Origin of the sequence: Rhizobium sp. CSW-27 (assembly GCF_018760785.1) — a bacterium.
GTDB lineage: Bacteria > Pseudomonadota > Alphaproteobacteria > Rhizobiales > Rhizobiaceae > Neorhizobium.
On record NZ_JAHHZO010000002.1, the window covers coordinates 648,901 to 672,294 of the forward strand.

Annotated in this window: 23 protein-coding genes; 15 read left to right on the forward strand and 8 right to left on the reverse strand. The window is 62.9% G+C overall.

Annotated features, from left to right (window positions below; all coding sequences use genetic code 11):
* The first annotated feature begins 66 nt into the window (after window positions 1–66).
* The 3 genes from KLP42_RS06675 (at window position 67) to KLP42_RS06685 (ending at window position 2,733) form a co-directional block, all read left to right on the forward strand.
* Entirely contained in the window at window positions 67–522 is a 456-nt protein-coding gene (locus KLP42_RS06675; RefSeq protein WP_215565381.1) for a pseudoazurin, read from the forward strand.
* A gap of 139 nt (window positions 523–661) precedes the next feature.
* A complete protein-coding gene (locus tag KLP42_RS06680) occupies window positions 662–1,543 on the forward strand; it encodes a hypothetical protein (RefSeq protein WP_215565382.1) in 882 nt (293 codons plus the stop codon).
* A complete protein-coding gene (locus KLP42_RS06685) occupies window positions 1,543–2,733 on the forward strand; it encodes a DUF2333 family protein (protein ID WP_215565383.1) in 1,191 nt (396 codons plus the stop codon). Before KLP42_RS06680 ends, KLP42_RS06685 begins: the two co-directional genes overlap by 1 nt.
* 53 nt (window positions 2,734–2,786) lie before the next feature.
* Here the strand turns inward: KLP42_RS06685 and KLP42_RS06690 are convergent, their stop codons facing one another.
* Together KLP42_RS06690 and KLP42_RS06695 are read right to left on the reverse strand one after the other, a co-directional pair.
* Complete coding sequence (locus KLP42_RS06690) at window positions 2,787–3,233, reverse strand: PAS domain-containing protein (RefSeq protein ID WP_215565384.1); 447 nt, start codon at window positions 3,231–3,233, stop codon at window positions 2,787–2,789.
* A gap of 43 nt (window positions 3,234–3,276) precedes the next feature.
* Window positions 3,277–4,002 carry a helix-turn-helix transcriptional regulator gene (locus tag KLP42_RS06695; RefSeq protein WP_215565385.1) on the reverse strand — a complete coding sequence of 242 codons (726 nt, stop codon included), beginning with the start codon at window positions 4,000–4,002 and terminating at the stop codon, window positions 3,277–3,279.
* 526 nt (window positions 4,003–4,528) lie between these two features.
* On the opposite strand from KLP42_RS06695, the gene KLP42_RS06700 reads away from it, so the two are divergent.
* From KLP42_RS06700 to KLP42_RS27105, 3 genes are all read left to right on the forward strand, one after another.
* Window positions 4,529–6,793 (forward strand): TonB-dependent hemoglobin/transferrin/lactoferrin family receptor, encoded by a 2,265-nt coding sequence (locus KLP42_RS06700; RefSeq protein ID WP_215565386.1) that lies wholly within the window; start codon window positions 4,529–4,531, stop codon window positions 6,791–6,793.
* A 144-nt stretch (window positions 6,794–6,937) separates the two neighbouring features.
* Window positions 6,938–8,617, forward strand: coding sequence for a formate--tetrahydrofolate ligase (locus tag KLP42_RS06705; protein WP_215565387.1), 1,680 nt, complete (start codon window positions 6,938–6,940; stop codon window positions 8,615–8,617).
* 144 nt (window positions 8,618–8,761) lie between these two features.
* On the forward strand, window positions 8,762–9,907 hold the full coding sequence (locus KLP42_RS27105; RefSeq protein ID WP_215565388.1) for a GGDEF domain-containing protein: 1,146 nt from the start codon (window positions 8,762–8,764) through the stop codon (window positions 9,905–9,907).
* A 57-nt stretch (window positions 9,908–9,964) separates the two neighbouring features.
* Here the strand turns inward: KLP42_RS27105 and KLP42_RS06715 are convergent, their stop codons facing one another.
* Both KLP42_RS06715 and KLP42_RS06720 read right to left on the reverse strand, forming a co-directional pair.
* The gene (locus tag KLP42_RS06715; RefSeq protein WP_215565389.1) at window positions 9,965–10,840 is read right to left on the reverse strand and encodes an extensin-like domain-containing protein; all 876 of its coding nucleotides are present in this window, start codon (window positions 10,838–10,840) and stop codon (window positions 9,965–9,967) included.
* 89 nt (window positions 10,841–10,929) lie between these two features.
* Window positions 10,930–12,750, reverse strand: coding sequence for a methyl-accepting chemotaxis protein (locus KLP42_RS06720; protein ID WP_215565390.1), 1,821 nt, complete (start codon window positions 12,748–12,750; stop codon window positions 10,930–10,932).
* 338 nt (window positions 12,751–13,088) lie between these two features.
* Between KLP42_RS06720 and KLP42_RS06725 the strand changes: the two genes are divergently transcribed.
* The 4 genes from KLP42_RS06725 (at window position 13,089) to queF (ending at window position 17,312) form a co-directional block, all read left to right on the forward strand.
* Window positions 13,089–15,278 carry an anthranilate synthase gene (locus KLP42_RS06725; RefSeq protein ID WP_215565391.1) on the forward strand — a complete coding sequence of 730 codons (2,190 nt, stop codon included), beginning with the start codon at window positions 13,089–13,091 and terminating at the stop codon, window positions 15,276–15,278.
* A gap of 1 nt (window position 15,279) precedes the next feature.
* Complete coding sequence (locus KLP42_RS06730; protein WP_215565392.1) at window positions 15,280–15,777, forward strand: GNAT family N-acetyltransferase; 498 nt, start codon at window positions 15,280–15,282, stop codon at window positions 15,775–15,777.
* Window positions 15,778–15,934: 157 nt separating this feature from the next.
* Entirely contained in the window at window positions 15,935–16,846 is a 912-nt protein-coding gene (locus tag KLP42_RS06735) for a cation diffusion facilitator family transporter (protein WP_215565393.1), read from the forward strand.
* 1 nt (window position 16,847) lies between these two features.
* Window positions 16,848–17,312 carry a preQ(1) synthase gene (gene queF, locus KLP42_RS06740; RefSeq protein WP_215565394.1) on the forward strand — a complete coding sequence of 155 codons (465 nt, stop codon included), beginning with the start codon at window positions 16,848–16,850 and terminating at the stop codon, window positions 17,310–17,312.
* A gap of 55 nt (window positions 17,313–17,367) precedes the next feature.
* On the opposite strand, the gene KLP42_RS06745 is transcribed toward queF, so the two are convergent.
* Entirely contained in the window at window positions 17,368–18,204 is an 837-nt protein-coding gene (locus tag KLP42_RS06745) for a DUF2076 domain-containing protein (protein WP_215565395.1), read from the reverse strand.
* A 135-nt stretch (window positions 18,205–18,339) separates the two neighbouring features.
* Window positions 18,340–18,930 carry a HupE/UreJ family protein gene (locus KLP42_RS06750; protein WP_215565396.1) on the reverse strand — a complete coding sequence of 197 codons (591 nt, stop codon included), beginning with the start codon at window positions 18,928–18,930 and terminating at the stop codon, window positions 18,340–18,342.
* Between the two features lie 200 nt (window positions 18,931–19,130).
* Here KLP42_RS06750 and KLP42_RS06755 point away from each other — a divergent pair, with 200 nt between their 5' ends.
* The 3 genes from KLP42_RS06755 (at window position 19,131) to KLP42_RS06765 (ending at window position 21,535) form a co-directional block, all read left to right on the forward strand.
* The gene (locus KLP42_RS06755; protein WP_143124495.1) at window positions 19,131–19,718 is read left to right on the forward strand and encodes an ATP-dependent Clp protease proteolytic subunit; all 588 of its coding nucleotides are present in this window, start codon (window positions 19,131–19,133) and stop codon (window positions 19,716–19,718) included.
* A gap of 126 nt (window positions 19,719–19,844) precedes the next feature.
* Entirely contained in the window at window positions 19,845–20,810 is a 966-nt protein-coding gene (locus tag KLP42_RS06760; RefSeq protein ID WP_215565397.1) for an acetylxylan esterase, read from the forward strand.
* A complete protein-coding gene (locus tag KLP42_RS06765; protein WP_215565398.1) occupies window positions 20,807–21,535 on the forward strand; it encodes an esterase family protein in 729 nt (242 codons plus the stop codon). The genes KLP42_RS06760 and KLP42_RS06765 overlap by 4 nt, the downstream gene beginning before the upstream one ends.
* Here KLP42_RS06765 and KLP42_RS06770 read toward each other — a convergent pair.
* Together KLP42_RS06770 and KLP42_RS06775 are read right to left on the reverse strand one after the other, a co-directional pair.
* On the reverse strand, window positions 21,526–21,756 hold the full coding sequence (locus tag KLP42_RS06770) for a helix-turn-helix domain-containing protein (protein WP_252192786.1): 231 nt from the start codon (window positions 21,754–21,756) through the stop codon (window positions 21,526–21,528). The two genes, KLP42_RS06765 and KLP42_RS06770, sit on opposite strands and share 10 nt — an antisense overlap.
* A gap of 107 nt (window positions 21,757–21,863) precedes the next feature.
* Window positions 21,864–22,004 (reverse strand): hypothetical protein, encoded by a 141-nt coding sequence (locus tag KLP42_RS06775; protein ID WP_215565399.1) that lies wholly within the window; start codon window positions 22,002–22,004, stop codon window positions 21,864–21,866.
* A gap of 98 nt (window positions 22,005–22,102) precedes the next feature.
* On the opposite strand from KLP42_RS06775, the gene KLP42_RS06780 reads away from it, so the two are divergent.
* Together KLP42_RS06780 and KLP42_RS06785 are read left to right on the forward strand one after the other, a co-directional pair.
* Window positions 22,103–22,966, forward strand: a complete 864-nt coding sequence (locus KLP42_RS06780) for a hypothetical protein (protein ID WP_215565400.1) — start codon at window positions 22,103–22,105, stop codon at window positions 22,964–22,966.
* 111 nt (window positions 22,967–23,077) lie between these two features.
* Window positions 23,078–23,308, forward strand: a complete 231-nt coding sequence (locus tag KLP42_RS06785; RefSeq protein ID WP_215565401.1) for a hypothetical protein — start codon at window positions 23,078–23,080, stop codon at window positions 23,306–23,308.
* Window positions 23,309–23,394 lie beyond the last annotated feature (86 nt).

The window sequence follows — 23,394 nt, forward strand, 5'->3', positions numbered from 1 at the left end:
GCGTAAAGCAGCGGCAGATCCCGTGCATGCGGCCGGATCGCCGGCCATCTGGAAGGAACCTTTGACATGACACTGAAAGCCATTCTCGCCTCGAGCTTCCTCGCTCTCGGACCGGCCCTTGCCGCATCCGGCGCCTTTGCTGCCGATATCGAGGTGAAGATGCTCAACAAGGGCGCCACGGGCGAGGCCATGGTGTTCGAACCGGCCGCCGTGCGGGCCGCCGTCGGCGATACCATCCATTTCGTCCCCGTCGACAAGGGCCATGACGCGGCCGCCGTCAAGGAACTGCTGCCGGAGGGTGTCGAGGAGTTCAAGGGCAAGATGAACCAGGAACTGGTGCTGACCGTCGAGAAGGAAGGCGCCTATGTGGTGAAGTGCACGCCGCACTGGGGCATGGGCATGGTGGCGCTGGTCGTCGTGGGCGAGGGCGCTCCGGCCAATCTCGATGCGGTTAAGGCCGCCAAGATGCCGAAGAAGACGCGCGAGCGTCTCGATGCGGCCATTACCTCGCTGGGGCTGTGAGCCGCAGCCGCCGGCTTTGCAGCGACAAAGGAACCGGCCGGCGGCCGCGCCCGTTGTGCCGGTGCCGCGCACTGTCATAAGGTGACATCTTCGCGGTGATCCGGCCGCAGGGGCCGGCAGGATGGGGGGAGCATCGGGCATGACGGGACGGGATGACGTGCGGGCGGACATCGACCCGCTTCAGGCTCTTGCCGGGCTGCGCGACCGCCTCGAAGCGCTGCTTCAGCGCCTGAAGGCCGGTGCCGCATCGGGCCAGGCCCAGCCATCCGGCCGCGCGGAGGCAGATGCCGCAGAGGCGGAGCTTGCTGCCGTGTCGGTGATGTTTCGCGCTGTCGACAGCACGCTTGCCCATCGCATAGCCGCGCTTGCCGCCGATCTGCAGCAGCTTGGCGCGCCCTATCTTCAGCCGCCGAAGCCGGCGGGTGGCCTTCTGTCACGGCTTGGCCGTCGCCGCGCTGCCACGCCTGCTCTGGCGCCGCTTGCGGCCGATTTTTCTGTTCGCGCCAGCGCCCTGCTGCAGCGCACGGAGGCCCTGATCGAAGCCATCGACCGGCAGCGCATCTTCCTCGGCAATCTGCTGCCTGCCTGCGAGGACTGGCTGGACAGCGCCTTTGTCGCCACCGCCGGCGGGCGGGCTGAGGATGCCATGGCCGCGGCCGCAGCCGGTGAGAACAGGGATCGCTGGCAGGGGCCGGGTCTCGATCTCGTCGACCTGCTGATCGATATGACCAAAAGCACCCATGTCCTCGGCCATCTGCTGGCGGTGGAGGCGGAAGCCTGCGTGATGCTGATCGGCGGGCTCGATCCCGCGCTGCTTGCCGCCATGCGAACGGACCTGCCGCATCTGTCGCGGCAGGCGCATCTGCGCGACCTCGGACTTTTGTCCGTGCGCAGCATTCGGACGCGCCGGGCGCATCTGCGCGACCTCTTCCACCAGCGATATGCCGCATCGCGGCAGGCAGCGTCTCGACAAGCGGCGGGCGGATCCCTACCTCAGGGCGCGCAACAGGAGGATGCTTGATGGTTTCGGAGTTGTTCAGCCGGGTGCTGGGTGCAACAGGGCGGGTGCTGCGGCTGGGCTTTGCCGCCATTGCCTGGCCCTTCATGGCCGCGCATGGCTGGTATGGCCAGCGTCACCTGATGGTCAAGCTGCCCATCCTCGCGGTGCTTCTCGTGGTCGGCGCCTTCTATGGCTATTTCATCTGGCAGACGCAGGTATGGACGGGCTTCGACCCCAATTTCGTCGACCGGTACCGGTTGGCGGAGCGTTCGGTTGCTGCCGGGCAGGAGCGTCCGGCCGAAGCCGCTGCGGCGGATGGCGCGGCGCAATCTCCCGCAGAACAGGTTCCCGCTGGACAGGCCCCGCCTGCACAAGCCCCGACAGGTCCGGCCGTGCGCCAGTGCCAGACATCCGCCATCGTCGACGTCGCGGCCGACCTTACGGGCCTGAACGTCAACCAGAATGCATGGATTTCCTCCATGCTGCTCTACCGGCTCGGCTTCTTCGGCATCGACTGGGATCACACGCCCTTCCTCGACAACAAGGCGAGCTTCCAGCGCGGGGTGAACCAGGTGGTGCGACGCACCTCGGCGGAGCTGGTGGATACGCTCGGCCGCGTGCGCGGCACATCCGGCATCGACGGCAATCTGCAGGATGCCCGCGGCAACCTGCAGTTCGACGAGTATTCCTGGTATTTCGGCCTCGATCCCTTCGGCTTCAAGACGCCGACGCCGGCCTATTATCGCGCCGCGATCAAGAGCCTGCGCACGTTCAACACCGAGCTTGCCGCCTGCAACGCCACCTTCGATACCCGCGCCGACAATCTCGTGCAGTTCGTCGACCGCATCGCCAACGATCTTGGCGGCACGGCCGCCATCCTGCGCGAGCGTTCGGAAAACTACAATGCCGGCTGGTTCGATACGCGCGCCGACGACCGTTTCTGGTTCGCCTATGGCCAGCTCTACGGCTATTATGCCGTGCTCTCCGCCGCGCAGGCGGATTTCGGCCAGGTGGTGCGCGAGCGTAATCTGGGCGTGCTGTTCAACGATACGCTGGCGCAGTTCAGGGCGGCGCTGCGCATCCAGCCCGCGATCATTTCCAACGGTCGCGAGGATGGCTGGATCATGCCGACGCATTTGGCGACCATGGGATTCTATATCCTAAGGGTCCGTTCCAACCTGGTGGAAATCCGCTCCGTGCTGGATCGCTGAGGGTGGAAAAGGCCGAGGCGGCCGCCATGCGCACGGCGCAGGCATGGCGGCACTCAGGCTTGCGGAAAGATGCGCAGGTCGCACTGGTGTTTGGGCAGGTCGAACATCACGCCGACGATCTCTCCGGCGCTGTCCGGCCTGGCGCGCCAGGCGCCAAGGCAGCAGATATATTTGTATCTGCCGTCATCGAGCAGAACCCGGTGGATCTTCTGGAAGCTGCAGTGCTCGACGGCCGCCATTTCATGGCTCTCCATCACCGCGGCCAGATCTTCCGGATGGATGCGTGAACTGAGCACGACCATGTCGAGGGGGCCGTCCTTGGCATCCATGCCGAAGATTTCCGCGGCCTGTGCGTCGCAGAAGCCATGGCCCGTGTCGATGTCGATGCGCCAGAAGCCGACCTTGTTGAAGGTCGTGAACAGACGGACGATGTCCGGCTCCATCAGGCCGAAGGTCTCTTCGCCAAATTGAATGTCTTCGCGCAAATTCGCCTGAAGCAAAGCTTCATACTCCCCGGCGTCCGGCAGACGCCAACCCATTTCGTTAGCTAATCAATCTCAAACGTATGGCTTTCGCTACCAGCTGGGTTCGATTCACGCAATCGAGTTTCTTGATTGCCTTATTGAGGTAAGCATTAACTGTGTGGTCGGACAGGGACAGGATGCTGGCGATTTCGGAGGATGTCTTGCCCTGCGAAGTCCAGCGTACAACCTCCATCTCGCGTGCCGTCAGCAGCTTGTGCTCGGTCGGTTCCTGACGGCGCAGGCGGTCGAAAATGGTGAAGGCGTGCAGGAACAGCATGCCCACTTCGTTGAGTTCCGGCAGGGTCAGCATCGGCCGGTGGCCGTCAAGGCGCATGAGAAACACCGAGCCGTCGCTGGAATAGAGTGGCATGGCAACGCCGGTGCAAACCTGGTGTCGCTTGAGAAACGCGAGCAGACGCGGCGAAAAATTCAGCAGCCGTCCCTCCTGCACGCCCGCTTCGCAGCTCCAGCAGAGTGGCAGCACCATGTTTTTCATCATCGGCGCGAGCGGGCATTCCCTGAGAAGCCGCAATTCGTCGAATTCGCGCACGAAGGCCTGGGGCAGTGTCGTCGTGACGGCCAGCGGCGCAATCAGCGTGTCGGTTGCAGCGGGCGCATTCATCAGCGTGAAATACTCGAACCCGAAATGGACCGGCATCTGGGCCATGGCAGAGGCGATCGCGTCACGCGTCTCTGCGGTCGATATGGTCTGGCTGAGAAGAGAGTGGCGTTCGAGCGTGATCATTATTTCGGGGGGGTAAAAGTGTGACAAATACCGCTTGAAGAAGAGTTATATCAAACGGGACCCGGAACCAACCTAATTTTCGAATGTCTGCAGATAATGCGCAAGCTCGCCTGGTTCGGCCCTCATCTTTTTGTCACCTTTCGGACACGCCGCCTGTTTCGTTGAGTGCCGCCTTGAGGCCTATACCACCTCAGGCAGCAGGTCGTTCAGGCAACTCTGCTGCCGTGCATGACTGTTGTCGTGGAGCACGCGTGTCGTCCAGTGGCTGGCGCAGCCGCCACTCCTGAAAGCTGGGGGCGAGGCGATGAAATTATGACAATGTGTCCACTTTATCACAATCACCGCATTCCCCGAGGGATGGCAAAAATATGACCAATGTTGTCATGTTTAATCTTGACATCAGTAATCATGTTTTTTAAGTGGCAAGAAACGGGCAAGCCTGGGCCCGGTCATCATCAGCTTTGTCGTCAAACGTCGTGCGCCTGCGCTTCGGCGCGATCGCGCATGCCTTTCGAAAGGGGTTCGAATGCTTCGCCGTCTTCAACTTTCGCTTCTTGCCTGTTCGGCCCTGTCGGTTGCCGTGCTTGCCGGAGGGGCACGCGCCGAGGAGGCTGCGTCGGGGGAGGCGGCCACCGTGCTGCCGCGCGTGGCGGTCAAGGGGGAGCGGGTCACCGCGCCGAAGGGCAGCGCCACCGACAGCCCGCTGACCACGGAAACCACGGCCCGCGAGATTGCCGACAAGCAGATCACCAATATCGAGGATCTCGGACGCATTGCCGAGCCGGGCGTCAACGTCAACAAGACGACCGGTTCGGTAAACATCCGCGGTCTGGAGGGCAATCGCGTGCTCTCCACCATTGACGGCATCCCGGTTCCCTATTTCAACGATCCGACCCGCAGTGCGACCGGCGGTGTCGATACCTTCAGCTTCTCCTCGCTGTCTGCCGTCGACGTGATGCGCGGCGCCGATTCGAGCCGGGCCGGTGCCGGTGCGCTTGGCGGCGTCGTTGCCTATCGCACGCTGGAGCCGGAAGACCTGATCGGCGAGGGGCGCGACTGGGGCGGGCTCGCCAAGACCACCTATGACAGCAGCGATCGCAGCTGGGAGGGATCCGCCGCGATTGCCAAGCGCATTGAAAACACCTCGATCCTGTTCCAGGGCAGCTATCGCAAGGGCCATGAGCGCAAGACGGCGGGCGATGTCGGCGGTTATTCCACGACGCGCACCGAAGCCAATCCCTCCGATTACGACCAACACAACCTGCTGTTCAAGCTGCGACAGCAGCTGGAAGGCGGCCACACCATCGGCCTGACCGCGGAACGGTATCGCAAGGACCGCGACACCGACATGAAGACCTCGCAGTCAACCACCGGCAATTATCGCCCGGGCGATTACATCGGTCACAAGGACAATGAGCGGGATCGCGTTTCGCTGGACTACAAGTTTGAAAGCGAGAGCGACGACAGCTTCTTCGACAATGCCTGGGCCTCGCTCTACTGGATGCGTACCCGTACCGCCGATGGCTATACCGGTTACCGCACGACGTCGGTGGTCGGCCCGATCGGTCGCGTCAACGACAATGAGGAACGCACCTTCGGCCTCATCGGCGCAGCCCAGCGCGAGGCGGAGATCGGCGGGTTCAGCAACCGCTTCACCTTCGGTCTCGATCTTGCCTCCAGCACCATCGAGCAATACTCGTCGGGCTACGACAATTGCCCGTCGAACGGCATCTACACGGGGGCGAATTCTTCCTGCAATTTCCTTCACACCAATCAGGCCGATACGCCCAAGGTGGAGAGCCAGAGGGTTGGTCTCTACGTGGATGACGAGATCGATCTTGGCGCCAGCGGCGTACGCCTGAAGCCGGGCCTGCGCTTCGACTGGGTGAAGCACGAACCGAAGATGACCGAGGCCTTCGCCAGCAATGCCAGCAATCCGACCCTGCCGGACGGGTTCGAGGATACGGGGCTGTCGCCGAAACTGCGCGCGGCCTATGATGTGGCGCCGCAGGTTGAACTGTTCGCCCAGTGGGCCATGGCCTTCCGGGCGCCGACCTCCGGAGAAATGTACAGTTCTTATGGATCAACAGGCACCTATCTGCGGCTTGGCAATGCAGATCTGGAATCGGAAACCAGCAATGGTTTCGAGATCGGTGCCAATCTGGGCGACGAGGACTTCGGTGGTCGCGTCAACCTGTTCTACAACCGCTATCGCAATTTCATCGATGTACGCAGCCTTGGTGCGGCAGAAGCGCTGGCTCTGGGTTACACGCTCTCCGACTACGGCAACAACATCACCCAGTACCGCAATGTGGCCCGCGCCGAAATCTACGGCGTGGAGCTTACCGCCCATCGCACCTTCGACAACGGCATCCGGCTGGGCGGCGGCCTCGTTGCCTCGCTTGGCAAGAACCTGGACAATGGCAAGTATCTGAAGTCCGTTGCCCCGGTAAAGGCAGTGGCCAGCATCGGCTATGATACCGAACACTGGGGTGTCGGGCTCGATTTCACGGCGGTCGGACGCTCCTGGGACCAGGGCGAGGTGGACATCAGCACGGTGGCCGGACAGAACAACTACTTCAGGACGCCGGGCTATGGCCTGACCGATCTCGTCGCCTGGTGGGAGCCGGAACAGGCCAAGGGCCTGCGCATCAATGCCGGCATCTACAACCTTTTCGACAAGAAGTATTACGACTACACGACGGTTCGTGACAACTCCAGCAGTCAGTCCCGCGCCTTCTATTCGGAGCCCGGCCGCAGCTTCAAGATATCCCTGACGCAGCGCTTCTGATCTCCGGTCGCTGCGTGCGGAAAAGGCGGTGCGGCTTTCCGTGCCGCCTTTTCTGTTCGTCTGCGGGTTCTTCCCTTCGGGCACCATTTCCACGCAGCCTTGCCATGGTCTATGAAGGGCAAAACAACGACTGCGAGGAACCCCATGGGAGCCGTACCGTCCGATATCGACATCGCCCGCGCCGCAAAGAAGAAGCCGATCTTCGAGATCGGGGCGAAGCTCGGCATTCCGGCCGACAGCTTTGTGCCCTACGGGCATGACAAGGCCAAGATCAGCCCGGATTTCATCGCGGCCCAGAAGGGGAGGCCGGACGGCAGGCTGATCCTTGTCACGGCGATCAACCCTACGCCTGCGGGCGAGGGCAAGACCACCACCACGGTCGGCCTTGGCGACGGCCTCAACCGCATCGGCAAGCGCGCGATCATCTGCGTGCGCGAACCCTCGCTCGGCCCCTGTTTCGGGGTGAAGGGCGGGGCGGCTGGCGGCGGTTATGCGCAGGTGGTGCCGATGGAGGACATCAACCTGCATTTCACCGGTGATTTTCATGCCATCACCTCCGCGCACAATCTGCTCTCGGCCATGGTCGACAATCATATCTACTGGGGCAATGCGCTGGATCTCGATCTGCGCCGCATCACCTGGAAGCGGGTGATGGACATGAACGACCGGGCGCTGCGCCAGATCGTCGGCCCGCTCGGCGGCGTCTCCAACGGTTTTGCCCGCGAGACCGGCTTCGATATCACGGTTGCTTCGGAAATCATGGCGATCCTCTGCCTCGCCACCGACCTTGGCGATCTGGAAGCCCGGCTCGGCGCCATCATCGTCGGCTATCGCCGTGACCGCACACCGGTCTTTGCCCGCGACCTGAAGGCCGATGGCGCCATGGCCGTGCTGCTGAAGGATGCCATGCAGCCGAACCTGGTCCAGACGCTGGAAAACAACCCGGCTTTCGTGCATGGAGGCCCCTTTGCCAACATCGCCCATGGCTGCAACTCCGTGGTGGCGACGCAGACGGCACTCAAGCTTGCCGATTACGTGGTGACGGAGGCGGGCTTCGGTGCTGATCTCGGTGCGGAAAAATTCTTCGACATCAAGTGTCGCAAGGCCGGCCTCTCGCCGTCGGCGGCCGTGATCGTCGCGACCGTTCGTGCGCTGAAGATGAATGGCGGCGTCGCCAAGCCGGACCTTTCGGTGGAAAACGTCGAGGCGCTGCGCGCCGGCTGCGTCAACCTTGGCCGGCATATCGAGAACCTCAAGAAGTTCGGAGTTCCTGTCGTCGTCGCGATCAATCATTTCTCCTCGGATACGCAGGCCGAGGTCGATGCCGTGAAGGCCTATGCCGCGGCGCTCGGCGTAGACGCGATCCTCTGCCGCCACTGGGCCGAGGGCTCTGCAGGCATCGAGGATCTGGCGCGCCGGGTGGTGGAGATCGTCGAGGGTGGTGCCGCCAACTTCAGGCCGCTCTATGCCGATGATCTTCCGCTGTTTACCAAGATCGAGAGGGTGGCCCGCGAAATCTATCGTGCCGGCGAGGTGACGGCCGAACGGTCCGTGCTGGAGCAGCTACGCAGCTGGGAAGAGCAGGGCTATGGCCACCTGCCGGTCTGCATCGCCAAGACGCAATATTCCTTTTCGACCAATCCCGATCTTTTGGGCGCACCAAGCGGCCATGTGGTGCCGGTGCGCGAGGTTCGGCTTTCCGCCGGCGCTGGATTCGTGGTGGCAATCACCGGTGAAATCCGCACCATGCCGGGCCTGCCGCGCGCGCCATCGGCCGAGCGCATCCGGCTGAATGCCGAAGGGCATGTCGAGGGGTTGTTCTGAGTGGTTCTCCCGGTCTTTGGGCCGAAGCTTGAACCAACGGTTAACCGCAGCGGCGGATTCGTGCGTCGGGAGTGGCGATAAATCCGCCGTGCTAAGGGGATTTCAAGGCTCGAATGCCACGATCCGGCCATTCGGAGACCCTGAATGACACAGACAATGGCCGGCGGCATCGATCCGCCACGATGGCCGATCCTCAGGTGGATCGGCAGCCTGGGAGACGACATCAGCGAGGAGATGCGCCACCGTCTCGGTGCGACCATCGCCAATTCGACGCATGCGGTTGTTTGCGGCAGCGTCAATTCCATCTGCGTGACGCTGGTGGCTTACGCGCGGCTTGGTCATCCGGTGCTGCTCGCCATTGCGTGCCTGGATCTTCTCTCGCTTCTCGCCCGGCTTTGCGTGATGCGGGGCCGTTTTTCCAGATTTGCACCCGATGTCGTTTTTGCCAGCGGGCTGGTGTGGGCCGGGCTGATCGCGGCAACGACGACGGTGGTGGGATTCGGCGACGACCTGCCGATGTTCATCGTGGTGGTCGCCTCGGCACTTGGCTCTTGCGCCGGCATCGTGTCGCGCAATTTCGCGGCCATGCGCTATGCGCTGATCCAGGTCGCCATCATCGATCTTTCCTACAAGGTGCCCTTCGCGATGCGCAATCCGGATTTTGCGCCCCTGCTGCTGTTGCAGGGCCTGCTGTTCGTGATGGTCTGCATCGGCATCATGCGTCAGCAGCGTGCGACGACGGTGCGCGCCCTCACGGCCGAGATCGAAAGCCGCCGACAGTCCTTTGCCGATCCGCTGACCGGCCTGCTCAATCGTCGTGGCTTTGATGCGGAGGGTGGCAAGATGCTGGCCGCAGGCAGGCCTGGCGCCCTGTTCTGCCTCGACCTCGACGGCTTCAAGTCGGTCAACGACCGGCTCGGTCATGCGGCCGGCGATGATCTGCTCTGTCAGGTTGCCGATCGGCTGAGAGAAATGGCGCCGGCGGGGGCGGCCATCTCTCGTCTCGGCGGGGATGAATTCCTGCTGCTGGTCACCGGTGCCGGTGCCCGGGAGGCAGAGGCGCTGGCCAGCCGGCTCATCGTGCGGCTGATGACGCCCTATCCGGTGGCCGGCAGCCTTTCGGGCGTGGGCGTCAGCATTGGCATTTGCCTGATCCCGGCGGACGCGGTTGATCTCAGACAGGCGATGCTGGATGCCGATCAGGCGCTTTACCGCGCCAAGGCTGACGGAAAGGGCTGCTTCCGCACCGCTTCCCAGCCTGTTTCTCCGTTCGGGGAAGTCGCCGGCTGAACACGCCAGGGCGGCAGATCGTGGCGCCTCGGGATCGCGGTGTGCGTTGCCCAGCCATCACCGGCAATAGCGATAGCCGCCCTTGCGTTCCAGCACGTCGAGATGCAGATGGTCCTGATGGGTGGCGTCGCTGCCGGGGGAGAGCACGGTGGAAAAATGCAGGCACGCGCCGGCGGTGACGGTGCGCTGAAAGGCGCCGGTCATCGACGAATCCTCCTGTCGCGGGCTCATCGCAATCGTCTCGCGATCATCCAGCTCGAAACCGGTGATGTCGATCGCGTTGCCGCGGGCGTGCTCGGATATCTTGCCGTCCTCGGCGCCGTTGCGCTTGCGGCAGGAATAGGCGGCAGCGTTCCTGAGACCGGTGATGCGCCGCTCCGGAAAGGCAATGTGCAGCGCGGGAACAACCGTCTGGGCCATCCAGCGGGCGAGCGACAGCGCCGTTTCGCAGCGCATGGGCGTCGGCTCCGACAGGGCAATGTCCGGCAGGATGTTGCGAACCACGATCGGGCTTTCGATGCCGCAGCCGGGTTCGTCTCCGACGATGCTGGCGCGCGTCTCGTAACGGGTGCCGAGCCTTTGCAGATCGGCAAGGCAGGCCTTGAGCGCTGCCGGGTCCTCCCTGGCGATGGCGGGCAGCGGGGTTTGCGCCTGCGGGGCGGAAGGTTCCTCTTCCATTTCGACGTCATTCTGCGGCGCGGCGTCCGGCGCGCTGTCCACTGCCGGTTTCGCCGTCGCGGCAGGCGCACCGGCATCTTGCGCAGGCTCGGGCCGTTCCTGCGGAACGGGCGCTGTGGCCGGTGTCGGTTTTACGGGCGGAGCCGCGGGCACGGCCGCCACCGGCTTTTCGGCGGGGCGTGGTCCCTTTTCGGGCAGATCCATGCCGGTCAGCATCAACATGGCGGTGGCGGCGGCAACAAGCCGGGCAAACATGACGCGTCCTCCCCTGCGGGTTCAGGGAGGGAACGCGCCAGACGCCATTTGGTCGCATGGCGCGGCTGTACCGTGCGGGATGCTGCGGCTCAGGCCACGCGCGAGGCGGCCGCCGGGTTCAAGCTGTTGTCACTGCGGATGAACTGGCCGACGAGGCTGACCATCTCGCCCACCTCTTCGGTCAGCGAATGGGAGGCGGCATTCATTTCCTCGACCATGGCGGCATTCTGCTGGGTGATCTGGTCCATCTGATTGACGGAGGTATTGATTGCCTGCAGCACGTCCGACTGTTCGGATGTGCTTTGCGAGATGGTCTCGATATCGGCGGCGATAGAGACGATATCGCCCTCGATCTCCTGCAGCGCCTGGCCTGTGCGGCTGACGAGGTCGACGCCGCCTTCCACCTCCTTGTTGGAATGGGCAATCAGCCGGCTGATTTCCTGGGCGGCGGCGGCGGATCGCTGGGCAAGCGCCCGCACCTCCTGCGCCACCACGGCAAAACCCTTGCCGGCGTCGCCGGCACGGGCGGCTTCGACGCCGGCATTCAGCGCCAGAAGATTGGTCTGGAAGGCGATCTCGTCGATGACGCCGGTGATCGAGCCGATCTGCTGCGAGGCTTCCTCGATGCGGCTCATGGCGGCAATCGCCTCGCGCACCACGCCGGCGGAGCGGCCGACATTTTCACGCGCATGACCGCTCTTGACGCGGGTGCTGCGTGTCAGGTCGTTGGAGGAGGCAACCTTGGAGGTGATCTGGTCGAGCGCCGCGGCGGTCTCCTCCAGGGCTGCCGCCTGCTGCTCGGTGCGGCGGGCCAGGTTGTCGGCAGAACCGTCCAGGCTTTCGGCATTGGCCCTTATCTCGTCGGCCTTGCCCAGAACCCGGCGCATCGTTTCCTGGAACACGGCGAGCGAACGGTTGAAGTTCTGCCGCAGCACCTCGAATTCCGCCTGGAAAGGCTGGTCCAGCGTGTCGTGAATGTTGAAACGCGACAGCCGGTCAAGGCCGGCACCCAGTTCGCCGATCACCTTGTTCAGCGTCTCGGCGCGTTCGATCTCCGCGCTCAGGCGACTGTTGCGCTCGGCGGCGGCCCGTTCGGCCTGCTGGCGCGCCTCCGCTTCCAGCGCCTGCTTGTCCAGGGCGGCCTGGCGGAAATGCGCGACGGCCTTCGCCATCCCGCCCACTTCGTCGCGCCGGTCGAAATGCGGGACGCCTGCCTGATAGTCGCCGCCGGCCAGTGCGGTCATGTAACGGCCCATGTCCTGCATCGGGCTGATCGCCATCCGCCGGAAGAGCAGGAGCCCGCCGACCAGTGCAAGAAGAGCGAGCAGGCTCGCCGCATAGGCTGCGCCGCGATAAGTGATGTCTGCCGTACGTGCCCGTGTCTCCACGCGTTTCTGATAGGCTTCCGACAGCGTCACCAGCTCGACGACAGCCGCCCGCTGTTGCTGGAACTGGCGCCGCAGCGGCGCGAGGTTGATGTCGCGTCCGTCATTCTTGGCAAGATTGAACTGCGGAATGATGCGGCGGGCCAGCATATCCCAGAAGGCATCCGAGGCAGGCTTGAGTTTCGTGTCGAGATGCGTGCGGATCTCCGGCGGCAGGTCCTTGCCCGCCCAGACGGCAAAGCGCGTTTCGTAATCCTGCCGCAGCTTCTTCAGGATCTCGATATTGGCATCCGTCTCTTCCGGGTGGCGCGCCGTCTCGATCGCTGTCAGATAGGCTTCCACCAGAAACATGGGTGGCGGCAGGATGTCGGCGATCAGGTCCTTGGCGTCGATCACCCGTTCATATTCCGGCCCGTCGACCTTCAACTGCTGCAGCGAATAAAGCAGAACGCCGATCGCAAGCCCGAGGCTGGCCAGCAGCGTCAGGCCGAACAGCCCCAGAAACCGCGAGATTGTCAAGTTCATGCGAATGGCCCTCGAAACAGGCGTTTGCGGGCCTTGCCCGACGTTTTCGAATTAACTAATGCATACAAAAATTATTTAATCGCTAATTGCGGTGCCGTGTATATGTTCGCGTAAAAAGATGATACTTATTTCAGGGCTTGCAGCCGCCGCGGGGCCGCGCTATCACATCATCATGAAAACGTCGCTGATCATGGTTATCTGGTGGTGGGCTCGCTGAACGCGGCCTTGACCAGTCATGTCCAAAGACGAGACAAAGCCGCCCGAAACTCCCGAGGCGGCTTTTTTGTGCAAAGCCTCCTCCAGAACCGGGTCCGATGGGAAAGTGGAAGAGGTTAAGCATGGTTACCATCATCGAAGACGACGGCTCCGAGGTTTATGAGACCCGTGGCGGCATTTCCGTCAGCCGCAAGCGCAGGCCGACCCCTTATGCCAATGCCGTGTCCAGCTATGTGGACAAGCTGGATGAGCGGCGTGGCGCGGTCTTCTCTTCCAACTACGAATATCCGGGCCGCTATACCCGCTGGGACACGGCCATTGTCGATCCGCCGCTCGGGATCTCTTCCTTTGGCCGTTCTGTCTGGATCGAGGCCTATAACGGCCGCGGTGAGGTTCTGCTCGATTTCATCGCAGAGCGGCTGTCGAGCGAGCCGGACCTGACGCTGGGCGCGCGTACGGCGCAGCGCCTCGATCTGTCGGTCAACAAACCCGCCCGCGCCTTTACCGAGGAAGAGCGCTCGAAGATGCCGACGGTGTTTACCGTCTTGCGCGCCATCGTCGATCTCTTCCATTCGGATGCCGACAGCGCCATCGGGCTCTTCGGCGCCTTCGGTTACGATCTCGCCTTCCAGTTCGATTCCATCGACCTTTCGCTGACCCGTCCCGATGACCAGCGCGACATGGTGCTGTTCCTGCCCGACGAAATCCTCGTCGTGGACCACCACGCCGCCAAGGCCTGGATCGACCGCTACGACTTTGCCCGCGACGGCAAGACGACGGTCGGCAAGTCGGAAGAGATTGCGCCCGAACCCTTCCGCACAACGGATACAATCCCGCCGAAGGGCGATCATCGCCCCGGCGAATATGCCGAACTGGTGGTGAAGGCCAAAGAAAGCTTTCGGCGCGGCGACCTGTTCGAGGTCGTTCCCGGCCAGAAGTTCATGGAACGCTGCGACTCGAAACCCTCGCAGATCTCCAACCGCCTGAAGGCGATCAACCCGTCGCCTTATTCCTTCTTCATCAATCTCGGCAACCAGGAATATCTCGTCGGCGCCTCGCCGGAAATGTTCGTGCGCGTCTCCGGCCGGCGGATCGAGACCTGCCCGATTTCCGGCACGATCCGCCGCGGCGAGGATGCGATCTCCGATTCGGAACAGATCCTGAAGCTGCTCAACTCCAAGAAGGACGAGAGCGAGCTGACCATGTGCTCGGACGTCGATCGCAACGACAAGAGCCGCGTCTGCGAGCCGGGCTCGGTCAAGGTCATCGGCCGCCGCCAGATCGAGATGTATTCGCGCCTCATCCACACGGTGGACCATATCGAAGGCCGCCTGCGTCCGGACATGGACGCTTTCGACGGCTTTCTTTCCCACGCCTGGGCCGTCACCGTTACCGGGGCGCCAAAACTCTGGGCGATGCGTTTCATCGAAAAACACGAAAAGAGCCCGCGCGCCTGGTATGGCGGCGCGATCGGCATGGTCGGTTTCAACGGCGACATGAATACCGGCCTGACGCTGCGCACCATCCGCATCAAGGACGGGATTGCCGAGGTGCGGGCCGGCGCAACCCTGCTCAACGACAGCGATCCGCATGAGGAAGAGGCCGAAACCGAACTGAAGGCATCCGCCATGATTGCCGCCATCCGCGATGCCCGCACGGGCAATACCGCCAAGATCAGCCGCGACGTACAGACGGTCGGGCAGGGGGTGAAAATCCTGCTGGTCGATCACGAGGACAGTTTCGTCCATACGCTGGCGAACTACTTCCGCCAGACGGGGGCCGAGGTCTCTACGGTGCGCACGCCGGTGCCGGAAGAGATCTACGACCGGATCAAGCCGGATCTGGTGGTGCTGTCGCCCGGACCGGGCAATCCCAAGGATTTCGACTGCAAGGCAACGATCAAGGCAGCGCGTGCCAAAAACCTGCCGATCTTCGGCGTGTGCCTGGGCCTGCAGGCGCTGGCGGAAGCCTATGGTGGCGAGCTTCGCCATCTTGCGGTGCCGATGCACGGAAAGCCGTCGCGAATCCGCGTGCTGGAACCGGGCATCGTGTTTGCCGGCCTTGGCCGCGAGGTAACGGTCGGCCGTTATCACTCGATCTTCGCCGATCCGAAGACCCTGCACCCGGATTTCATCATCACGGCGGAAAGCGAGGACGGCACGATCATGGGCATCGAACACGCCAAGGAACCGATCGCGGCAGTGCAGTTCCACCCGGAATCGATCATGACGCTCGGCGGCGATGCCGGCATGCGGATGATCGAGAACGTGGTGGCGAACCTCTCGCGCCGGGCGAAGGAACAGGCGGCGTAAGATGGAGGAGATCGGCATTGAACCGATCCGGGAGGCGCATATCGAGGGCTTTCACATGGCCCTCGACACGGTGGCCCGGGAACGTCGATACCTGTCTTTTCTGGAGGCGCCTCCGCTGGAGGGCACCCGCGACTTCGTGCTGGACAATATCCGCAACGGCCACCCGCAATTCGTCGCGCTTGCGAATGGCGCGGTGGTCGGCTGGTGCGACATCCGTCGTCATCAGCGGGAGGTTCAGGCCCATCGCGGCACGCTCGGCATGGGAATCGTGCCTGGTTATCGCGATCGCGGGCTTGGCCGGCGGCTGATTGCCACCACCATCGATGCGGCCCGCGCGCTGGGTCTGCACCGGATCGATCTTGATGTCTATGCGGACAACCTGCGCGCCAAGGCTCTCTACGAGAGGGTGGGCTTCGTGCAGGAAGGCCGGGCGCGGGACGGCGTGTGCATCGACGGCCGGTTCATCGATGTCATCCAGATGGCGTTGCTGCTGGGGTGAAGGCTTGCAGGCGGCGTTTGAGCCAAACACTTTGACTTTTGCGGCAATCCGAGCGATAGACGCCACGAAATCGAAACCGCCGGGCGCTACACGAGCGCTCCGGCGGTTTCGCTGTTTCAGGCCTCTTGCAAATCATTCGCATGCGCATGGAAAGACGATGACCGACGACGAAAAGCACCTAGTGCAGCGGCTGGCCCTGTGGGGAATCCCCCTCTCGATCGGCGTGATGGCCCTGAAACTCCTGGCCTGGTGGGTTACCGGTTCGGTGGCGCTGCTATCGGATGGCCTGGAATCCTCCGTCAATGTCACGGCGGCGGTGGTGGCCTATGTGGTGATCCGTTATGCCCAGCGCCCTGCCGATCACGACCACCAGTTCGGTCATCACAAGGCGGAATATCTGTCGGCCGTGCTGGAAGGCGTGCTGATCGTGATCGCCGCGCTCCTGATCGTCAAGGAGGCCTGGGGCGGGCTGATGGAGCCACGCCTGCCGGAGGCGCCGGTGCTCGGCCTCGCCATCAATGCGCTGGCCGGCGTCATCAATGCCGTCTGGGCAAGCGTGCTGATGCGCATCGGCACCAGCCACCGCTCGCCGGCGCTCAAGGCGGACGGTCAGCATGTCATGTCGGATGTGGTCACATCCGCCGGGGTGCTTGTCGGGCTCGTGCTGGCGATTGTGACGGGCTATGCCATCCTCGATCCGGTGCTGGCCATCATCGTCGGCATCAACATCCTGTTCCAGGGTTACAAGGTGATCTCCCATTCGCTGGGGGCCCTGATGGACAAGGCCGTCGAGCCGGAGGAGGAGGAGGCGATCCGCGAGGCGATCCGCGCCAATTCCGCCGGCGTTCTCGGCGTGCATGATCTGCGCACCCGTCGCGCCGGCGCCGCCGCCTTCATCGATTTCCATCTGGTGGTTCCCGCAGACATGGCCGTCGGCAAGGCGCATGAAATCTGCGATCGCTTGGAAGATGCGATCAAGACGGCTATTCCCGGCGCATCACTCGCCATTCATGTGGAGCCGGAGGGCGAACGCGCCCACGGGCTCAAGGTCAAGGTAGAAGGTCAATAGAATGAGCATGACGGATGTCAGCGGGCTGTCGCAGCTCGGAAAACAGGTGGACGCGCCGGCAAGCCCGGAAGCGGCGGTGCTGGAACGGGTGCCGAACGGCAATGCCGGAACCGATTACGTGGTGCGCTTCACCGCGCCGGAATTCACTTCGCTCTGCCCGATGACCGGCCAGCCGGATTTCGCCCATATCGTCATCGATTACATTCCGGGCGACTTCCTGGTGGAATCCAAGTCGCTGAAGCTGTTCCTCGTGTCGTTCCGCAATCACGGGGCCTTCCATGAGGACTGCTCGGTCTATATCGCCAAGCGTCTCGTGGACCTGCTTGCTCCGAAATGGCTGCGGATCGGTGCCTACTGGTATCCGCGCGGCGGCATTCCGATCGATGTCTTCTGGCAGACCGGGGCGGCGCCGGAGGGCGTGTGGCTGCCGGACCAGGGCGTGCCGACCTATCGCGGCCGCGGCTGATCGGTTCCGTGCACCGATCACGGGAGAGGCGGCAGAACCGCCTCTCCGCACGGCGTCAGGCAAAGCTGCTGTCGTCGCCGTCGTAATCGCTGTCGCCGGCGCTCCAGTCGGAGGCGAAGGTATCATCGGCCGGCTGCAGGCCGTCATCGGGCGGCAGATCGGCATTTTGAACATCATTGCCGCCTGCCGCATCCTGGGCGGCCCAATCCTGGCCCGGATCGCCGGCTGCATCGCCGTAATAGTTGTTGATCACGGTTTCCTCGACCATTCCGCCGCCAAAGCCTTCCGCCATCGGATTGCCAAGCCCGAGGCCGGACATGTGATGGCCGAAAATGCCGCTCAGCGAATTGGCGAGCAGCATGCCGCCGGCAACCCCGGCTGCGGTGCCAAGCGCGCCGGTGAGAAAGCTGCTGCCGGCAGACGGGGCGCGCAGGCCCTGCGGCTGCTGCGACCAGGGGCCGGCGGCGGGCGGCGGTGCATAGGCTTGCGGCGCGCCATAGCCTTGCGGAGCCCCATAGGCGGGTTGAGCGGCACCCCAGGGACCGGCGGCGGCAGGCTGGACCGGCGCCTGCGGGCGCGGTGCAGCGCGTGGAGGCTGGCTGGAGCCGAAGATGGAACTCAGAAACCCGCCGCGCTCTTCCTGGGGTGGTGGTGCGGCAGCCTGGGTTTCCAGATCGCGAATCCGCGCTTCCAGTTCGGTGATGCGCCGGGAAGCGGCTTCCAGGCCCTTTTCCTGGACGATCACGGCCTGGGCGAGATAATAGGGCGCGGCCGGTTCGCGGCGCACCGCATCGGCGATCAGCCGCTCGGCATCCGCATCGCGCGGCGTTGCCGCGGCGGTTGCGACACGGTCGAACAGGGCGTTCAGCAACTGGCGTTCTTCCGGTGACATGTTCATCTCCTGGCTGATGGATTGCTGCCATGCATGAGAAGAAAATGGGGCCGGATTCCGGCTTTTGCAGCCGGCGGAATCTTAAATCTCGGTAAGCTTGGGAGCGGGGCCGGCGGGCCGGCCCCGCTCCAGAGATCAGCCGCCGAACACCAGCGAAAGGCCGGCAAGGGCGGTCAGCGCGCCGACGACGCGGGCGGCAACCGGCGTGGCGCGCTGGGCCACGATGCCAAGGCCGATGCCGGCCACGTGCAGCAGCGCGGTGGAGAGAACGAAGCCGAGGCCGAACTGCAGCGCACCGGCCTCACCCAGTTCCGCGCCATGCGCATGGCCATGGAAAAGCGCGAAGATGGCGACGACCGCGGCGCAGCCTGCGACCGGAAGGCGGGCGGCCATGGCGACCAGCAGGCCAAGGCCGATGACCGAGGCGAGAATCGCCGGCTCGACGAAGGGAAGGTGAACGCCGAGCACGGCAAGCAGGAAGCCGAAGGCCATGGTGGAGACGAAGGCGGCCGGCACGGCCCAGAGTGCTGCCCGGCGCTCGGGATTTGCAGCGATCTGTGCCGCCCACAGGCCGACGGAGACCATGACCAGTACGTGGTCGGCACCGAAGATCGGATGCGAGAGGCCGGCGGCAAACGAGCCGTGCGCCAGCGGATCGAGATGGGCAAAGGCCGGTGCGGCGGCGGCGGCCAGCATGGCGGCGGTGAGCGAAAGGCGTTTCAACATGGAGGTTCCCCTGAAATGGCGGCGAGCGGATGCCGGGAGGCGGTCACCCATCGCCAGCCGCAAGATTAGGCAGTGCCTAAAAATCTGTCCATCCGCAAAATGACGAAGGCGGCATTCACCTTACTCGTGTTTCGCTCATTGTTTTACGCCGCCGAACGCATTATGTCCGAAGCTACGGAACTGAGATTGGAGAGCGCTCGATGCTTGATGAAAACGACGACGACAAGAGCAAGGAATTGCCGCTCGGCAAGGAAACGGAGGCGAACCTTTTCAAGTCGCGCTCGATCTTCATCTATGGCGGGATCACGCAGGAACTGGCGCAGAAGGTGTGCACGCAGCTGGTGGCCCTTGCCGCCGCCTCCGACGAGGACATCCGCATCTACGTGAACTCGCCCGGCGGTCACGTCGAATCGGGCGATTCCATCCATGACATGATCAAGTTCATCAAGCCGAAGGTCTGGATCATCGGCACGGGCTGGGTCGCGTCTGCCGGCGCGCTGATCTATGTGTCGGTGCCGAAGGAACGCCGTATCTGCCTGCCGAACACCCGCTTCCTGCTGCATCAACCGTCCGGCGGCACGCGCGGCATGGCCTCCGACATCGAGATCCAGGCCCGCGAGATCATCAAGATGAACCAGCGCCTGATCAAGATCTTCTCCAAGGCCACCGGCCAGACGGAAGAGAAGATCGCCAAGGACATCGACCGCGACTACTGGCTGTCGGCCGAGGACGCCGTGGCCTATGGCCTGGTCTCGAAGATCGTCGAAAGCCAGTCGGAAATCGGCTGAGCCTTTCGCGGCAAACCGTTCGACATGCACCCCGCCGGAGCGATCCGGCGGGGTTTTCCGTATCGATGAACCGGGCAGGGCAGTGCCTTCAACTCGTCCCGGCGCTGTTGTGCAAGGCAAGACCCGATGAGCATTCCGACCGTTCACCCCTATCCCTTCGACCCGACCTATGGCTACGGTCTGGAGGCGCTTCTTGCCCTGACGCCGCCCGAGGCGCCGCAGGGGTTCGATGCCTTCTGGGCCAGGCGCTACGAGCGGGCGCTGAAGGTGAAGCCGCAGCCCGAGCTTCTGCCGGGCGCCAGCGACCATGACGACTGGCATGTGCGCGAGATCCGCTTCACCTCCACCGACCGGGTGCGCATCGGCGGCTGGCTGTTGACGCCGAAGGGGCGGGAAGTGCAGCGCGGCATCGTCGTCGGCCATGGATATGGCGGGCGCGATGCGCCGGACTACGATTATCCGGTGAAGGATGCGGCCCTTCTCTTTCCCTGCTTTCGCGGCATGTCGAAAAGCCCGCATCCGCCGATTTCCGGTAATGCCGTCTGGCACGTGCTCCACCACATCGACAAGCCGGAGCGCTACGTGATCGGCGGCTGCGTCGAGGATCTGTGGATTGCGGTCTCGGCGCTTTCCACCCTGTTTCCGAAGCTTGCCGGGCGCATCGGCTATAGCGGCATCAGTTTTGGCGGCGGCATCGGCGCGCTGGCGATGCCTTACGACCGGCGTATCGATCGCGGCTTTCTCGAAGTGCCGACCTTCGGCAACCGTCCGCTGTGGCTGACGCTGCCGAGCACCGGCAGTGCGGCTTCCGTGCAGGCCTACCGACGCACGCATCCGGAGGTGGACGAGACGCTCAGGCTCTTCGATTCGGCGACCGCCGCAACCCGCATCACCCAGCCCATGCTGGTGGCGGCGGCGCGGTTCGATCCGGCTGTCGCACCGCCCTGCCAGTTTTCCGTGGCCAATGCGCTGCCGAAATCAAAATTTAATGAAACCTTCATTCTCGACGCGGGGCACTTCGACTATCCTGACGCTGCGGTGCAGCATAACCTTCTCTGCGAGAAGGTCAGGCAGTTCTTCGGGGTGACATGATCCGGGAATATCTACGCTGGTACAGTCCACGGCTCCATCGTGACATGGAGCTTCTTGTTTTCGGTCATGCCGGCGCAAAGGTCCTGATGTTCCCGACCCGGGAGGGCCGCTTCTTCGAATACGAGCAACTCGGCGTGGTGGCGAGCCTTGCGGAGAAGGTGAGGGCGGGGCAGCTGCAGCTGTTCTGCATCGAAGGGCTGGCGGGGGAAACCTTCTACAGCCACTGGCGCCACCCCGCCGACCGCATCCGCCGTCACGCGCTCTTCGAAGACTATGTGCTGGAAGAAGTGCTGCCGCTGATGAACGCGCGCAACCACCATGACTGCACCATTGCGCAGGGCTGCAGCCTCGGTGCCTTCCAGGCCGCCAGCCTCGCCTTCCGCCACCCGCATCTGTTCCGCAAGCTCGTCGCCTTTTCCGGCCGCTACGACCTCACCCTCAAGGTGGAACATTTCGACGATCTGCTGGGCGGCTACTACGACAACGACGTCTATTTCCGCACGCCGACCCACTTTCTCGCAAACCTTCCTGCCGGCCCGCAGCTCGACCACCTGCGCCGGATGGAGATCGTGCTGACGATCGGCGCCGAAGACCCTTTCCTCGAGAACAACCGCCATCTCAGCCACCTGCTGCAGGAGCACGGCGTGCAGCACCAGATGCACATCTGGCACGGCCGCGCCCACCGCGCCGGCGCCTGGCGAAGGATGGCACCGCTTTATATTTGAGGGGGACGAGAGGAGGTCGCCGGGATGGATATCTCAGGGGTCAAGTCGACGTGCCGTGCCCCACCATCTGCGGTCTTCAGGATAAGCTCGACGCCGCCGCCAACAGATCGCATGTAGCGGACGACCGATGAAAGCAGAACATCGTCCGCGCGCTCCATCTTCGAGACGGTATTCTGCGTCATACCGGCCCGGGCTGCGACCTCCTGCTGGGTGGCCTGCATGGCCTTGCGGACCTCGGCCAGTGCTTTGCCAAGCCGCCGCTCGTCGCGCTTGGCGTCGGAGGCGTGCGCGGACGCCGTCCGGCAGTTCAGCGCGCATTGTTTCCCAGTCAGTGTCCATTGCGTTTCTCCTTCAGCCAGGCGGAAAAGCGGATATCGGCCTTGCGGATCAGGGTCTTGTAAAACAGCGTCTGACTCATGCCCTGCTTGTCGCCGCCGCAGAGGATGATGGCGCTCTGGGACGGATCCATAAATTAAATATGATTGTTATACTCATGTTAATGTTTGCGTTGATGCTTTCTGGCTGATACGGTTGTGCATCAATCCATTTCCCGGGGGGGCACAGGGCTTGGATCGTCGAGTATTTTCAGACGCGTATGGATTTGCATGGAAGGCGATATTGCTAATTTCAGGCATGCTCATATTGCTTGCGCCCTCAGCAATTCACGCCTCGGAGACTGATTCCGTACCGTTCCGGAAAACAGTTAAACTGATTTCCGAGAGAGCGATTTCCGATGATATCTATCAGTTTCAAATGGACGGGTATGCGTTTCGCGTACCGGTCCGGCATCTGGCTACAATCCTGGAAAACTCAGAGGCTGCTCCGGATGAGTTGCAAAGCGGCTTCTCATTCATTGGGCTTTGGCCAGGACTGACCGCAAAAACGAGAGACAATGCACCGCAATTTTTAGAGCTTCCCTCAACCTCCAACCTCATAAGGGTGTTCGTCAATCGGAACTGCACTTCAGTGACGGTGAAGCCGGTCCGACCAAACAAATGCCTAGCAAGCGGAACGCTGGAGCGGCTTTATAAGGGATACGGACTTGACGCAGGCATTGGTTTCATCTCCGCCTCGGTGAACGATGCGCGCCAAGGGGCTGTGGCTGATATTCCCGGCATGACCTATGAAGGTTTTCCGGTTCTGCAAAAGTCTACTCGTCCCACCGAAGTCTATCATCTGGTTTACCGCGGTCAGAACGATCTCGGCCAAATAGAATTTGCAACCTGCTCTCCACAGATCAAACCCTACGTGCACCGTTGCGTGATGCGGATCGCGTGGAAAGACCGCTTCTACCTGAATATCCACATTCGGGGTGGCTTGCTGCCAGAATGGCCCGCAATCAGGGCCGCTGTTCTCGCAAAGCTCGATGGCTTCGTCATCGGCAAGGACACGCCGCCTCCAGCCGGTCTTGCAATCAAGTATTTTCCTTAAATTCTAAGTAGTGGAGGCAGGCGATGGTCGGGAAAGTTCTTTCTCAAGCGGATATTTTGCTGCTCAAATCCTATGCGGATGCGAAGGACGCCGTGAGTTACTACGAGTTTTTTGATCGAAAAGGGGTGCGACTATGGCCATCTGGCACTAGGCGTTGTGGAAGGGAATACGTTGGCCGGCGTCGCGGCAAGACTGTATGCGGAAACGGTTGCCGCCGATGACGGCATCACATTGTCGGAGAGCGAATGGCAGGCGATCACCAATGAATTGATGCAAGCCGATTTCTTAGCCCGAAAACAGTTGGACACCTCGAAAAACCTACCGCTTTTGCGATATTCGTGATTCCATCCTGCTTGTTTGATTTGGCGGGAGCGGATGATGCGGGGACAGCCTGGTTTCTTTGATCTGGACGAGCGTTACGAACGGCT

Excerpts from the sequence above, each read along its gene's own strand:
- KLP42_RS06675 (WP_215565381.1), top strand. The coding sequence starts at position 67 with ATGACACTGAAAGCCATTCTCGCCTCGAGCTTCCTCGCTCTCGGACCG.
- KLP42_RS06680 (WP_215565382.1), top strand. The coding sequence starts at position 662 with ATGACGGGACGGGATGACGTGCGGGCGGACATCGACCCGCTTCAGGCT.
- KLP42_RS06685 (WP_215565383.1), top strand. The coding sequence starts at position 1,543 with ATGGTTTCGGAGTTGTTCAGCCGGGTGCTGGGTGCAACAGGGCGGGTG.
- KLP42_RS06695 (WP_215565385.1), bottom strand. The coding sequence starts at position 4,002 with ATGATCACGCTCGAACGCCACTCTCTTCTCAGCCAGACCATATCGACC.
- KLP42_RS06700 (WP_215565386.1), top strand. The coding sequence starts at position 4,529 with ATGCTTCGCCGTCTTCAACTTTCGCTTCTTGCCTGTTCGGCCCTGTCG.
- KLP42_RS06705 (WP_215565387.1), top strand. The coding sequence starts at position 6,938 with ATGGGAGCCGTACCGTCCGATATCGACATCGCCCGCGCCGCAAAGAAG.
- KLP42_RS27105 (WP_215565388.1), top strand. The coding sequence starts at position 8,762 with ATGACACAGACAATGGCCGGCGGCATCGATCCGCCACGATGGCCGATC.
- KLP42_RS06715 (WP_215565389.1), bottom strand. The coding sequence starts at position 10,840 with ATGTTTGCCCGGCTTGTTGCCGCCGCCACCGCCATGTTGATGCTGACC.
- KLP42_RS06720 (WP_215565390.1), bottom strand. The coding sequence starts at position 12,750 with ATGAACTTGACAATCTCGCGGTTTCTGGGGCTGTTCGGCCTGACGCTG.
- KLP42_RS06725 (WP_215565391.1), top strand. The coding sequence starts at position 13,089 with ATGGTTACCATCATCGAAGACGACGGCTCCGAGGTTTATGAGACCCGT.
- KLP42_RS06730 (WP_215565392.1), top strand. The coding sequence starts at position 15,280 with ATGGAGGAGATCGGCATTGAACCGATCCGGGAGGCGCATATCGAGGGC.
- KLP42_RS06735 (WP_215565393.1), top strand. The coding sequence starts at position 15,935 with ATGACCGACGACGAAAAGCACCTAGTGCAGCGGCTGGCCCTGTGGGGA.
- queF (WP_215565394.1), top strand. The coding sequence starts at position 16,848 with ATGAGCATGACGGATGTCAGCGGGCTGTCGCAGCTCGGAAAACAGGTG.
- KLP42_RS06745 (WP_215565395.1), bottom strand. The coding sequence starts at position 18,204 with ATGTCACCGGAAGAACGCCAGTTGCTGAACGCCCTGTTCGACCGTGTC.
- KLP42_RS06750 (WP_215565396.1), bottom strand. The coding sequence starts at position 18,930 with ATGTTGAAACGCCTTTCGCTCACCGCCGCCATGCTGGCCGCCGCCGCC.
- KLP42_RS06755 (WP_143124495.1), top strand. The coding sequence starts at position 19,131 with ATGCTTGATGAAAACGACGACGACAAGAGCAAGGAATTGCCGCTCGGC.
- KLP42_RS06760 (WP_215565397.1), top strand. The coding sequence starts at position 19,845 with ATGAGCATTCCGACCGTTCACCCCTATCCCTTCGACCCGACCTATGGC.
- KLP42_RS06765 (WP_215565398.1), top strand. The coding sequence starts at position 20,807 with ATGATCCGGGAATATCTACGCTGGTACAGTCCACGGCTCCATCGTGAC.
- KLP42_RS06770 (WP_252192786.1), bottom strand. The coding sequence starts at position 21,756 with ATGCAGGCCACCCAGCAGGAGGTCGCAGCCCGGGCCGGTATGACGCAG.
- KLP42_RS06775 (WP_215565399.1), bottom strand. The coding sequence starts at position 22,004 with ATGGATCCGTCCCAGAGCGCCATCATCCTCTGCGGCGGCGACAAGCAG.